The 12,864-nt window shown below is 67.4% G+C and carries 12 protein-coding genes; 5 read left to right on the top strand and 7 right to left on the bottom strand.

Going from position 1 to position 12,864, the window contains the following annotated elements; all coding sequences use genetic code 11:
• Positions 1-32 precede the first annotated feature (32 nt).
• Genes ACAH01_RS11385 through ACAH01_RS11375 form a run of 3 tightly spaced genes read left to right on the top strand, consistent with a single transcriptional unit; the run spans position 33 to position 3,268 of the window.
• The gene (locus tag ACAH01_RS11385) at positions 33-890 is read left to right on the top strand and encodes a universal stress protein (RefSeq protein WP_170093908.1); all 858 of its coding nucleotides are present in this window, start codon (positions 33-35) and stop codon (positions 888-890) included.
• 4 nt (positions 891-894) lie between these two features.
• Positions 895-1,578: a TrkA family potassium uptake protein gene (locus ACAH01_RS11380; RefSeq protein WP_170093909.1), complete on the top strand. Its 684-nt coding sequence runs from the start codon at positions 895-897 to the stop codon at positions 1,576-1,578.
• 1 nt (position 1,579) lies between these two features.
• The gene (locus tag ACAH01_RS11375) at positions 1,580-3,268 is read left to right on the top strand and encodes a potassium transporter TrkG (protein WP_170093910.1); all 1,689 of its coding nucleotides are present in this window, start codon (positions 1,580-1,582) and stop codon (positions 3,266-3,268) included.
• A gap of 111 nt (positions 3,269-3,379) precedes the next feature.
• On the opposite strand, the gene ACAH01_RS11370 is transcribed toward ACAH01_RS11375, so the two are convergent.
• The 5 genes from ACAH01_RS11370 to ACAH01_RS11350 all read right to left on the bottom strand — a co-directional run bounded on the left by ACAH01_RS11370 (position 3,380) and on the right by ACAH01_RS11350 (position 7,418).
• Positions 3,380-4,237, bottom strand: coding sequence for a TatD family hydrolase (locus ACAH01_RS11370; RefSeq protein WP_372479251.1), 858 nt, complete (start codon positions 4,235-4,237; stop codon positions 3,380-3,382).
• 34 nt (positions 4,238-4,271) lie between these two features.
• Complete coding sequence (locus tag ACAH01_RS11365; RefSeq protein WP_372479250.1) at positions 4,272-4,730, bottom strand: NYN domain-containing protein; 459 nt, start codon at positions 4,728-4,730, stop codon at positions 4,272-4,274.
• A 147-nt stretch (positions 4,731-4,877) separates the two neighbouring features.
• Complete coding sequence (locus tag ACAH01_RS11360; RefSeq protein WP_372479249.1) at positions 4,878-5,387, bottom strand: hypothetical protein; 510 nt, start codon at positions 5,385-5,387, stop codon at positions 4,878-4,880.
• 438 nt (positions 5,388-5,825) lie between these two features.
• A complete protein-coding gene (locus tag ACAH01_RS11355) occupies positions 5,826-6,113 on the bottom strand; it encodes an amphi-Trp domain-containing protein (RefSeq protein ID WP_372479248.1) in 288 nt (95 codons plus the stop codon).
• Between the two features lie 123 nt (positions 6,114-6,236).
• The gene (locus ACAH01_RS11350; RefSeq protein WP_372479247.1) at positions 6,237-7,418 is read right to left on the bottom strand and encodes an MFS transporter; all 1,182 of its coding nucleotides are present in this window, start codon (positions 7,416-7,418) and stop codon (positions 6,237-6,239) included.
• A gap of 120 nt (positions 7,419-7,538) precedes the next feature.
• Between ACAH01_RS11350 and ACAH01_RS11345 the strand changes: the two genes are divergently transcribed.
• On the top strand, positions 7,539-8,567 hold the full coding sequence (locus ACAH01_RS11345; protein WP_170093915.1) for an LLM class flavin-dependent oxidoreductase: 1,029 nt from the start codon (positions 7,539-7,541) through the stop codon (positions 8,565-8,567).
• Positions 8,568-8,572: 5 nt separating this feature from the next.
• Here the strand turns inward: ACAH01_RS11345 and ACAH01_RS11340 are convergent, their stop codons facing one another.
• The gene (locus ACAH01_RS11340) at positions 8,573-9,958 is read right to left on the bottom strand and encodes an MFS transporter (protein WP_372479246.1); all 1,386 of its coding nucleotides are present in this window, start codon (positions 9,956-9,958) and stop codon (positions 8,573-8,575) included.
• 110 nt (positions 9,959-10,068) lie between these two features.
• Between ACAH01_RS11340 and ACAH01_RS11335 the strand changes: the two genes are divergently transcribed.
• Positions 10,069-12,228, top strand: a complete 2,160-nt coding sequence (locus tag ACAH01_RS11335; protein ID WP_372479245.1) for a glycoside hydrolase family 3 C-terminal domain-containing protein — start codon at positions 10,069-10,071, stop codon at positions 12,226-12,228.
• Between the two features lie 7 nt (positions 12,229-12,235).
• Here the strand turns inward: ACAH01_RS11335 and ACAH01_RS11330 are convergent, their stop codons facing one another.
• Positions 12,236-12,643, bottom strand: a complete 408-nt coding sequence (locus ACAH01_RS11330) for a disulfide bond formation protein B (protein ID WP_372479244.1) — start codon at positions 12,641-12,643, stop codon at positions 12,236-12,238.
• Positions 12,644-12,864: the final 221 nt, after the last annotated feature.

Below are 12,864 nucleotides of genomic sequence, written 5' to 3'. Positions count from 1 at the left end.
GATTTATTGTCTCACCTCGGATGACCGTACGTATGGAGCGGTCAGCTGACGAGCCAGACGAGCGACCGGCGGTCGACGAGCCCGTCGGCGAGAGCCACGACGTCGTCCTCTATCCGATCTTCGAGGGTCACAGCAGCCACACCTTCGAAATCGCCCGCGACATCGCGGAGGGTGCCGGGGCGAAACTCCTCGTTCTCGACCTCTACGCTCACTCCGACGAGATCGTCGACGAGTCCCAGCGCGTCGCGCGGGATCTGCTCGCGACGCACCTGGACGACAGTCACGACGTGCCGGTCGAAACCCACTACGAGCGGACCGACGATCCAGTCGACGCGGTGATCACGGTCGCCCGAGAGTACGAGACTCGACTGATCGTCTTCGACGAGCACACGCCCGAATCGCTCGTCCATCCCCTCGCCAACGACGTTCCGAACCGGATCAGCGACCGCGTCGAGACCGACGCCGTTACTGTCGAGCGCACGCGGGACGACCGCGTGTCGTCGATCCTCGTTCCCTTCGCTGGCGGACCACATAGCGGCCTCGCCGTCGCCATCGCCGGAGCGATCGCACGCAGTACCGACGCGGTCGTCGAGCTGTTCCACGTCACCGAAGACGACGGGACCGACGCGTCGGTCGACGAACTCTTCGAGCAGGCGCGGGAGCGACTGCCCGACGGCGTCGCGGTCGACACGTGGCACCTCGACCGGCCCGACGTGGCCGACGCGATCATCGAGCAGTCGGCCCACTACGATCTCACGATCGTCGGCGAGCCCAGTCGGGGACGGCTCAAGCGGTTCCTGTTTGGCTCCGTGACCGACACCGTCCGCTCCGACTCCTCGAACACGGTGCTCGTAAGTCGACGCAGTAATGGGGACCCGTTCAATTGCTAACGGTATGTATATCGTCATCGTCGGTGCCGGCGACACCGGCACGCCGCTGATCGAGATGGCAACGAAGGGCGGCAACGAAGTCGTCGTCATCGAGCGCGACGAGCAGCGGGCCGAGGCGGCGGCCACGCAGTTCGACTGCCTGGTCATCAACGACGACGCGACGACCAAGGAGACGCTCAAAGACGCGGGTGCCCAGCGGGCCGACGCACTCATCAGCACGACGGATCAGGACGCGACGAACGTGATGGTCTGTCTGCTGGGCCAGGAACTCGACGTTCCGACGGTCGTCTCGATCGTCCACAACCACGAGCACATGAACCTCTTTCGCCAGATCGGCGTCAACACGATCGAGAACCCTCAGCGACTCATCGCCGAGTACCTCTACCGCGCGGTCAAGCGCCCCTCCGTCGTCGACTTCATGCGGATCGGCGACACCGCCGAGGTGTTCGAGATCAGCGTCACCGAGGAATCGCCACTGGCGGGCCACTCGCTCATGGAGGCCGGCGAGGAGGGGCTGTTGCCCGACTCCGTCCTCATCGTCGCGGTCGACAGGGAGGGCAACGGCGATCCGATCGCACCCCGCGGGAGCACCCGCATCGAGCCCGGCGACCTCCTGACAGTGTACTCCGGCAAGGGCGCGACGCCGGACGTGACGGACATCTTTGGCCACCCGGAAGACCACAACTAGCATGTCCGACCGGGTCCTGACCGCCGTTCCGGACGATCTCGCGACGATCGCGCGAGACGTGGGCTCCCTCCTGTTGATCGAGTCGCTCGTGATGACGGTGAGTCTCGTCGTCGCCCTGGCGTTCGGTGAGTGGTACGCCGCCCTCGGCTTCCTGCTGGCTGGCGGGATCACGGCCGGAGTTGGGGGCCTGTCGAACCGCACCTTCGCGGACGCGCCCGATCCGAAGATGAAACACGGAATGGTGATCGCGGCCAGTGGCTGGCTGATGGTCGCCGTCTTCGGCGCGCTCCCCTTTCTCTTGACCGCCTGGCTGACGCCCCCAGATGTGATGGCGACGTTCGTGCCGGCCGGCACCGACACGAGCGGCTGGGAACCCATCGCCGTCGGCTCGTCGACGACGGTCTCCAGTCTCGCGTACTTCCGCGATCCGCTGCACGCGCTCTTCGAGAGCATGAGCGGCTGGACTGGCAGCGGTCTGACGATGGCGATCCACGAGCCGTCGCTGCCGCGGGCGATCCAGTGGTGGCGCTCGGTGATCCAGTGGGTCGGCGGCGTCGGCGTGATCGTGCTCACCGTCTCGATCCTCGCCCGGCCCGGCAGTGGGAGCTACGCGCTGTACCGCAGCGAGGCCCGCGAAGAGAAGATCCACCCCAGCATCGTCTCGACGGTCCGGACGGTGTGGAAGCTCGTCCTCGGCTACACCGTCGCCGCGACGCTGTTGCTGTTCGTCGCCATCCGGCTCAGCGACTTCGGCAGCTCGCTCCCGCTGTGGGAAGCCGGCTGGCAGGCGCTCAACCACGCGATGACGGGCCTGACGACCGGCGGGTTCAGCGTGACGGACAACTCCATCGCGACCTACGACTCGCCGCTGGTCGAGGTCGCGCTCTACCCCATCATGATCGCCGGTGCGGTCGCGTTCCCGGTCCACTACGTCGTCTTGCACGACTTCGAGTTCGGGGAACTGGTTTCGGACCTCCAGACCCGGTGGCTGTTCCTCCTGCTCGGTGCCGGCGTCGTCGTCCTCTCGGTCCAGAACGTCGTTTCGGTCCCCGTCGCGAGCGACGCCTTCGCGACCCAGTCGCTGCTGGGCGGCGCGATTCCGGCGCTCGACCCCCAGCAGGTCGACGCCGTCAGAGACGCCACCTTCCAGTGGATCAGCGCGCTCAGCTGTACCGGGTTCCAGTCCGCACCGATCGGCCGCTGGGTGGCAGGCGCGAAAGTGCTGGTCGTCGGCGCGATGACGCTGGGCGGAGCTGCCGGGTCGACGGTCGGCGGGATCAAGATCGTCCGTGGCTACACCGTCGTCCGGGGGATCGTCTGGCAGTTCTCTCGGGTCTTCCTGCCGAAAAACGCCGTCATCGTCGCCAAAATCGACGGACGGACCCTCGATCGGGACGCGATGGAGCGGGAGTTCAGCGAAGCCGCAATCGTCTCGCTGCTGTGGCTCTTCTTGCTCGGTGTCAGTAGCATCGTGCTGGTCAACCTCGCTGGGCCGGACTTTGGCTACGCCGACGCGCTGTTCGAAGTCGCCAGCGCACAGGGCAACGTCGGGCTCTCCTCGGGGATCACCGGCCCGACGATGTCGCCCCTCGCCGAGGCGATGTTCTTCCTGAACATGTGGATCGGCCGCCTGGAGATCATCCCGGTGCTGGTGTTCGCCCGGTCGATCGTCGCCGGACTGGACCCGTAGGCGACGCCGCTCTCGGTCTTCCCGCGTTCGACAGTGCCACGCTATCGTAGCCGTTGCAAATCAATGCACACCCGATCGCAGTTCCGTCGTGCGATCGGTGTGTAAATCGTTTCAATTGTTACTAGAGGCGTCCAGCGTCGCCTCGGTGTCGATCCCGTACACGCGGGCGGGCGTCTCGACGTGTGCCCGGCGGACGGCCTCGTCGTGGCCCTCTTCGAGGAGCCACCGGACCCGCCGCGGGACGGTCTTCGGTCCCAGCACCGCGCCGGGACGGTCGGGATCGTCGATGTAGTCGGTCTCCATCAGGAACGGCTCGCCCGTCTCGACGGCGTCTTCGATGTCCTCGGTGTTCGCGATGACGCTCTTGACCGGGCCGCGGACGCGGCCGTTCGAGTAGTGTTTGACGACCTGCTCGCGGGGCAGCCCCTCGCTCTCGGCCCACTCGGCGATCTCGGTGAAGTCCTCGCCCCCCTCCGTGTGGAGCTGGACGACACAGCCCACCTCGCCGGCCAGATCGAAGGCGTGGCGCATCACCGCGTTCGACGCCTCCCAGACGGCGTCGTCGACCTCGTAGTGGGGCCGCCCGGACTTGATCGCCAGCGCCGGGCCGTCGGCGACGTACTCGGCGGCCACGTCCAGCCCGGCCTGCATGATGTCCCGTGCCTCCGCGGGCGTGTAACCGTCGTCGACGAGCTGGCTGATCAGCGCCGGGTGGACCCCCAGCACGGGCCACGCCCGCCCGGGCAGGACCTCGTCGGCGGCCTCGGTCACGTCGACGGTCAGGTCGAAACACTCCCGGAAGATCGACTCGTCGGTCGCCGCCTCGACGAGGTTCCACGACGGCTTGTTCAGCACGTTCAGGTGAGTCCCGCCGTGGTCGGCGAACTCCTCGACGGCTTCGACGCCGCGGCCGTTGACCGGATCGAGGTGCAGGTGGTTGTCCAGCACCGGCGTGTCGAGTTCGTCCATACGCGGTCGTGGGGTGGACGGCCCAAAAGGGGTTCTACTCCTCCAGCGTCGTCGCGTTCTGGGCGGCGTTCCTGAGAGCGTCAGAGCGGCCGTGTTCGCCGGGCGCAATCGCCAGCGTCCGGATGCCCCGCTCGCCGACACTCTCCAGGACGGGCTTGAAGTCGGTGTCCCGCGAGACGATCGCCAGCAGGTCGATGGCCCCGTCGGCTCCCGCGGCGGTCGCGTCGACGGCCAGCTTCACGTCCACGTCGCCACTGGTGACGACGACCTCGAAGCCACGCGCCTCCGCGGCCTGGATCAGACCCGGCGTGGCGTGTTCGTCCACGTAGAGTCGCGTGATCGCCAGTCGCCCCCACTGATCGGCCTCCTCGCGCACGTCGTCGAGATCCACGTCGAACTCGCTGCGGAGCACGTTCGGTCCGTCGACGAACAGTCCCACCCGTGGCTCACCCGTCTCGCCGTCGTCCCCGAGGAGCCGACCCAGCAGTTTCATACCTGCCGGTCCGACCCGACGCCTAAAGGGGTTACCGCTCTGGTGGGTGATCGAATCGCCACCGCCGCTTTTTCCCAATGTCCGTCGTGCCGCCGATACGCCCGGACAGCGGAGACAGCAGGCCCATCCCGACGCACGTTACGCCAATCAATCAGTACACGTCTGCACGTCGTCCGGCGGAAATTCGACGGTGACTGATGCTCGACTCGGGATGTTCCCGAACAATGATTTGCTCCAGACGTTTACCATAACCCAGTTTGCCGATTCCTCAAGTGGTTCCGGCCACTCATCGAGAGGAATCTCGAACGTGACTTGGTCCCCGTCGATCGAGTGACGAGGGCACCAGCCCTTGTTTCGCCCCTCCTCGGTGAGTCGGAGGGTGGATGCAAAGACTGTCAAAAACGTCTCGCCAGGGTCGAATTGAAGATGGTGTTCGATATCGTCGATGTAAGAGACATCGTCGTTTATCGCTTCGTTCGCATCGTCTGGCGTCTCGAAGACAGCCGCCGTAAACGGGGCATCGTCCCACCGACTCTCATCTTCAAATAGTGGTTCTTCTGTGGTAAACTGAATACGGGACTTCGAACTTGTCCCTCCAAGACAGCCGGCAACGGCCGCTGTCCCTACTGTAGCGATATACTTCCTTCTTGTTGTCATTATCGATGTTTTAAATGCCATGCGCAAAACTATTAAAAATACGGCTATGTCTAAAGCCAGCGCTGAGATGAGAATTTAGAGCGACAGACAAGCCGCCGAAAGTCCTCTGGGCGTCGGCGGTCGCTGATCGACATGTCTGCACTTACTTCACTCGTTTCGATAGTGGTCCATCAGGCTACTCGAGAGTGCTATAGTAACAATTGAAACGATTTACACACCGATCGCACTGCTGTCGTGCGATCGGGTGTACATGGACTTTCAATGACTACTATAAATCCGAATGAGATATTGCCTGATACTGCCGGCTGTAAGTCTGTGAAGAATTTCGCGACCACGGGGTCGCGAATATCTTGAAACAGTGACAGCCGGCAGTATGAGGAAGCCCTCGATGCATCGGTAAGCCGTCTCGAAGAGCTATCGACGACATCCTCGGTTATCTCACTCGATTTCGAGCGTCCCGCTGGCCGACGCGTCGGCGTCGGCGTTCTCCGGCCACTCCAGTTCAAACTCGACGCTGAGTTCGCCGTCGGCGTCGGCGGGTCCCTCCCGTTCGGCTTTCACCTCGAACTCGACGGTCTCCGGGGGCTCCATCGTCACCGACTGGCCGCCAGAACGCAGCGTGATCGGCCCGCCCTCGTCGAGGCTGTCGGCGACCCGCCGGAGGTACGTGGCAACGTCGCTCTTGCTTTGCATCGCTTCGGACTCGAAGAGCACTTCTTCTGGCATACCTCTCTGTTGGAGCCCCGTACTGATATAGTCTCGCAACAGCTGAATTGGTTGATACGATGGCCGAACCACCGTCCGTGTGATCGAGCGCGTCGCCCCTCCGTGGCGACGAGAGCGCTCCGGCTACGCGCTCGGGGCCGCGCCGCGGCGACGCCAGTGGAGGAACACGGGCAGGGTCAGGGCCGCGATGGCGATCTCGATCCCGCCGGTGACGAGGAAGGCGGTGACGTAGCCGGCCCGCTCCGCGACGGTGCCGCCGATCAACACCCCTGCGAGGAAGCCGACGCTCCCGAAGATGTTGAACCCCGCCATGGCCGCCCCGCGTTCTTCGGGGGCCGCCAGATCCGTCACGAGTGCCATCGTCGCCGGAGCCATCAGCGCGCCGATGATCCCCACCACGACCATGCCGAGCCCGACCAGTTCGATCCGGGGCGCGAGCCCCACGCCGACGACCGCGACGCCGTAGCACGCCGAGCCCGCGACGATCGGACCCGTTCGCCCGATCCGGTCCGAGAGGACGCCGAAGGGGTACTGCAGGAGCGCGAAGGGCGCGAAAAAGAGCGCGAGCACGATCCCGGTCGCGCCCGGCGAGAGGTCGAAGGCCGTCCGGAAGTACAGCGTCCCGACCAGCGCGAAGAAGCCAGCGGTAAAGCGGTCGATGAAGCCGTAGGCGTAGGGGACGACCAGCCGCGGCCGTGCGGTGACGCTCTCGACGGCTGCACCGAGGCCGCGTCGGTCCGTCGGCGCTCGGTCGGTCACCGTCACGGCCAGGACCGCGCTACAGGTCAGGAGGATGCTCGCGCCCGCGACCGGGACCAGCGGGCCGATCTCGTACAGCTGCCCGCCCAGTGGCGCACCCAGTGCCGTTCCCGAGCCGATGGCGATCCCCGCCGCTCCCATGTTGCGGCCGTGGCCCCCGCCCAGGTCCATCAGCATCGTCATCGCCAGCGAGAACGCACCGATCGTCATCGCGCCCTGGGCGATCCGCAGCCCGAGGACAGTCGGGAAGGCGGGACCGAGCCGGGGGGCGACCAGCAACGCGGCGTAGCCCGCCGCGCCACCGAGGGCACCGGCGACGATGTAGGGCACCCGCCTGCCGGTCGCGTCGCTCGCGAGCCCCCAGACGCCGGCACAGAGCACGAAGGCACCGAACTCGGCGGCGAGAAACCACATGCTGGCCCGGAGGTCGGTCGTCGCCCCCAGCGCAGCCACGAGTGTGTCGATGCCCGGGTAGAGCAACACCTGCGCCAGCAACACCAGGAACACGACGCCGGCCAGCGCCCCCCGCGCTCGTCGCTCGCTCACGGTCGCCGGTTGGATCGCGAGGATAATACGAATGTCGGGTTCGGACCGCCCGCGGGCGAACTACCGGCCGGGACGGGCGCGAGCCAAACCGTTTTCCGTCGGACTCTCTGGGCTGTGGCTATGGACCTCTCAGTTGTCGACCTCTCGCCGGTCCCGAACGGCGGCACCGCGACCGACGCCTACGCGAACACCGTCGCGGCCGCACAACAGGCCGAACGGCTCGGTTACTCCCGGTTCTGGGTGGCCGAACACCACGGGATGGGCGACCGGCTCGCCGGCACGACGCCGGAGGTGTTGCTCGGCCACTTGGCCGCCGAGACGGCGGAGATCCGCCTCGGATCGGGCGCGGTGTTGCTCAACCACTACAGTCCGTTCAAGGTCGCCGAGCAGTTCGGCGCGCTGGACGGGCTCGCGCCCGGCCGGATCGACGCCGGGCTGGGGCGGGCAAACGGCTCGCCGGCCGTCGACCGCGCGCTGGGGACCGACCGCCACGTCCAGAACCCGGACGAGGACCACGCCGAGAAGATCGAGGCGGTCGTCAACCACCTCTACGACGACTATCCGCCGGAACACGCCTACAGCGACGTCGAGATCCCGCGATCTGACGCAGCCCCTCCCGCGCCCTGGGTGCTCGGATCGAGTCCGTCGAGTGCGACGATCGCTGGCGAGCTCGGCCTGCCGTTTTGCTTCGCGGCGTTCATCCGTCCGCAGTTCGCCACGCACGCCTTCGAGGCGTACCGCGAGGCCTTCCAGCCCAGCCGGCTCGCCGGTGGTATCGACGAACCCGACGGCATGGTCGCAGTCAACGCGGTCGCCGCCGAGAGCGACGCCGAAGCGGCGCGGCTCCGCGCCGTGGCCGAGGCGTCGTACAAACGGATGGAGCGAGGCGTCGTCGGCACGACGCCGACCGTCGAGGAGGCCATCGACGAACTCGGAGCCGTTCCCGAACCGACGCCGGCCACGCTCGACGACGACGAGTGGCCCCGCGCCATCTCTGGCAGTCCGGAGACGCTTGCCGGCCTGCTCGAACAGCTCTCGGACCGCGTCGGCGTCGACGAGGTGATGATCCAGCACGTCGTCGCGGACCACGAGGACGCGATGCGTTCCCACGAGCTACTGGCCGAGGGCGTCGGGCTCACGCCCCGGTAGCGACCCTACGCGTAGGCCTCGAACTCGCGGCCGAACGCGAGAAAGACGACGACGCCGACGACGCCGATCGCCGAGGCGACGGCAAACGCCAGCTTCGGGCCGGCGGCGATCGTTCCGACGCCGGTCGTCAGCGTCCAGTCGCTCCCGTAGAGCCACCCGCCCAGCGCGGCGCTCGGGATCACGAGCGCGTTGCGCAGGAGGTAGTAGGTCCCGGTGACGCGTCCGCCGGCGTCCCGCTCTGCCGGGCCGACGATCAGCGCCTTGTGTGCGGGCAGGCCAGCGAACCGCAGCCCGGAGAAGGCAAACAGCAGGACCAGCACCCACTGGTCGGCCGGCGCGAAGATCAACAGGAGCGGGAAGAGGGCGTAGACGGTGAAGCCGACGGCGACGACCGGCTTCAGCCCGGTCCGCTCGGCGAGCTTCGAGACGGGGACCATCGACAGCAGCGCGACCACCATCTCGACGCCCAGCAAGAGGCCGAAGAAGGCGTCCGGCCGCAGCGAGCGGCCGGCGATGTCGAAACCGACCGCGAGGAAGTCGGTGACGACGATGACGAAGAAGACGTACACCATCCCGTTGGCGAAGCGCACGAGCGTGTCGGCGACCAGCAGCGGCCGCAACGTCGCGGGCATCGCTCGGAGGTCGGCGACGACGCCGGAGATGCCTTCGAAGGACTCACCGATCGTATCGTCGCTGGCGTCGTAGCGGACGTGCTGGGTGACCGTCGCCACCGCGCCGAAGGCGACGGCGACGAGCAGGATCCACTGGAAGCCGGTGACGAAGTCGGCCGCGACGGCGAGCAGGCCGGCCGCGAGCAGCGGCCCCAGCAGGAAGCCGATCCGGCGGAACACCTCCGTGCTGGCGAACCCCATCGCGAGGCGGTCCTGCGCGACGCTTTGCTTGACGACGGCGAAGGTCGCGCCCAGTCCGAACGACTTCCAGGCCTGCGTAAAAAAGAGCCCGACGAACAGCCAGACCCACGGCTCGACGGCCCCACCGACCGCCACCGTGCCCGCGACCGGCAGGGCGAACTCGATGACCGGCACCGAGATCGTCGGGACGAACGAGGCGAGGTACCACAGTAGGAAACCGGCCGTCGCGACCGTTCCAAACAGCGTCAGTGCCAGCCGCGAGCCGATCCGGTCCGAGAGGGCGCCGCCCGGATAGGGGTAGACCGCACTGACGAGGTTGCCCACGCTCCCGTAGAGACCGATCACCCCGGCGCTCGCGCCCAGTACGTTCAGGTACTCCGGGACGTATCGGCTCGTCATCTGGAAGGCGAGGCTGAAGGCGAACATCGCCAGCGAGAGGACGAGTACGTCTCGTTCGAGTGCGAAAAACTGCCGGAAGGGGGCCAGTACGCTCGCGTCGTCGCTGGCGTCCGCCGTCATGGCTCCCCGTTCGCACTCTCGGGCCTAAACGTGCGGGAACCGGCAACCACCTGTCGTGGCCGGCCGGAACCGAACGCTTAAGCCGAAGCTGACTGAATGGTCAGTCAGATATGAGCGACAGCGAGCAGTCGGTCACCCACGGCATCGAACCGACCGATCGGGTCGCGACACTCGTCGACGATCTCACCGCCGAAGAGAAACTCGCGCTCGTCCGGGGAGCCGTCGATCCCGAGGGCAACGCGACGGGGTACCTGCCCGGTGTCGAGCGACTCGACGTGCCGGAACTGCGCCTGGCCGACGGCCCCCTCGGCGTCAGAACGGAGGAGCCGGCGACGGCGTTCCCGGCCTCGCTCGCGCTGGCGTCGACGTTCGATCCCGCGCTCGCACGACGCCAGGGCGAGGCGATGGGCGCGGAGGCCAAAGCGCGAGACCAGGACGTGTTGCTCGGGCCGGGACTGAACCTGATTCGGGTCCCCCACTGCGGGCGCACTTTCGAGTACTACAGCGAAGACCCGATCCTGACGGGCGCGTTCGCGGGTGCCGCCGTCGCGGGGATCCAGTCGGCCGGCGTCGTGGCGACGCCGAAACACTACGTCGCCAACAACCAGGAGACGCGCCGAGCGTCCGTCAGCGCCGCGGTCGACGAGCGCGTGCTCCGAGAGCTCTACCTCCCCGGCTTCCACGACGCCGTCGACGCCGGTGCGCGCTCGCTGATGACCGCCTACAACCGGGTCAACGGCACGTACATGAGCGAACAGCGCCATCTCCTCGGTGACGTTCTCAAGGGTGAGTGGGGCTTCGAGGGGTTCGTCGTCTCCGACTGGTTCGGCACCGAGTCGGCCCAGCGCGCCGCCAACGGTGGGCTCGACGTGGAGATGCCCGGCGTCTCTCTCGAAGAGCAGTTCGCTTCGATGGGGATGGACCCGTCGGCCGTGGCCGACGAGATGGACCCGGAGATCGCCGAGGGGATGCCCGACATCGGCGCGGGCGGGCACTTCGCCGACGACCTCCTCGACGCCGTCGCCGCCGGAGACGTGCCCGAGGCGCGCCTCGACGACATGGTCGCTCGCGTCCTGAGCGCGATCGAGTGGGCGGGACTGCTCGACGACCGCCGGGACTCCGGGACCGACGACGAACTCGCCGACGAACCCGAGCACCGCGATCTGGCCCGTACCATCGCCACGCGGGGCACGGTCTTGCTGAAAAACGAGGGCGCGCTCCCGCTGGACGACGACGCGAGCGTCGCGGTCGTCGGTCCGAACGTCGACGAAGCGATCCTCGGCGGCGGGGGCTCCTCCGAGACGACTCCCTTCGACGAGACGAGCCCCGTCGAGAGCATCACGGCGCGGGCCGACGGCGATGTGGCCGTCGCACACGGTCTCGCCCCGGTCGAGTCGGTGTCGATGTTCGACGGCATGCTCGGGGGCGACGACGCTGCGAGCGAGGCCGACGAGGAACCCGATCCCGAGATCGACGCGGCGGTCGCCGCCGCGAGCGAGGCCGACGCCGCCGTCGTGTTCGTCCGTGACGCGGCGACGGAGGCAGCGGACCGTGACACTATCGCGCTCCCCGGCGAGCAGGACGAACTCGTCGAGCGCGTGGCCGCGGCCAACGACGACACGGTCGTCGTTCTGAACACCAGCGGTCCCGTCGAACTCCCCTGGCGCGAGGACGTCGCCGCCGTCGTCTCCCAGTGGTACCCCGGCCAGTCCCACGGCGAGTCGATCGCCGCCGTCCTCTACGGCGACGCCGACCCCGGCGGTCGCCTCCCCGTCACGTTCGCCCCGGAAGACGCCTATCCGGCCGACACGGCCGAACAGTTCCCCGGTGTCGACGACGTGGCCGAGTACTCCGAGGGACTGCTCGTGGGCTACCGTCACTTCGACGCGACCGACGCCGAACCGACGTATCCCTTCGGCCACGGCCACTCCTACGCCTCCTTCGCGTACGAGGACCTCGCCGTCGACGGGGAGACGGTCTCCGTTACGGTCTCGAACGAGAGCGAGCGGGCCGGCCGCGAGGTCGTCCAGGCCTACGTCGACGCGCCGGACGCGCTCGACGACCTCGAACGCCCGCCCCGCGAGCTGGCCGCGTTCGAGGCCGTCGCGATCGAGGCGGGCGAGACGGTGACGGTCGAGTTGACCCTCGACGACCGCGCGCTCGGTCGCTACGACGCCGCGGACGGTTGGACGATCGACGACGGCCGCTTCACCGTCGCGGTCGGGCGCTCCTCGCGTGACCTGCGGCTGTCGGCCGACATCGAGCGATAGCCGCCGATCACCGCGTGGCGGCGACGACGGTCAGGGTCACGAGCGCGAACCCCACCAGCGCGAGGTTCGGAATCGTCAGCCCGAGCAGCGGCGACTGCCACTGGACCGCTGCACACGGGCCGTTCAGCGTGCAGCTGTCCACTGTCGCCTGCACGTACGAGTGGTACGCGGCGACGCCGCCCCCCAGCATCGACAGCGGGAGTGCGGTCCGCCACACCCCCGGTCGGTCCTCGATCGCGGCGACGCCGAGGACGACTACCAGCGGATACATGAGAATGCGCTGGTACCAGCACAGCTCGCACGGCACCAGCCCGAGCCCGAGGCTGAACCAGAGGCTCCCGGCCGTCGCGACGGCTGCGACGATCGCTCCGGCCGCCAGCCAGTGACGTGACCGCCCGTCGGTCCGTGCGTTCATTGCACATTCGTTTCACCAGTCAGTGCTTAGTTTACACGGTTCGAGTTGCTGTGCTCTCCCCTCCAGTGTCGGCCGGGGGCGTCGTCGTCCCGCGATCGACGGAGAAACTGCTCCGGGAATTTCGACAGTTGTACCACAACTATCTGCGGAGACGATTTCCAGTTCGTGAAAACCGATGAAACCGCTATGTGTAGGACGGCAGTAGTACAGCGCTGAGCGAG

Origin of the sequence: Halomicrobium sp. HM KBTZ05 (genome assembly GCF_041530035.1) — an archaeon.
Lineage (GTDB): Archaea > Halobacteriota > Halobacteria > Halobacteriales > Haloarculaceae > Halomicrobium.
This window is presented reverse-complemented; position numbering and strand designations above follow the sequence as displayed.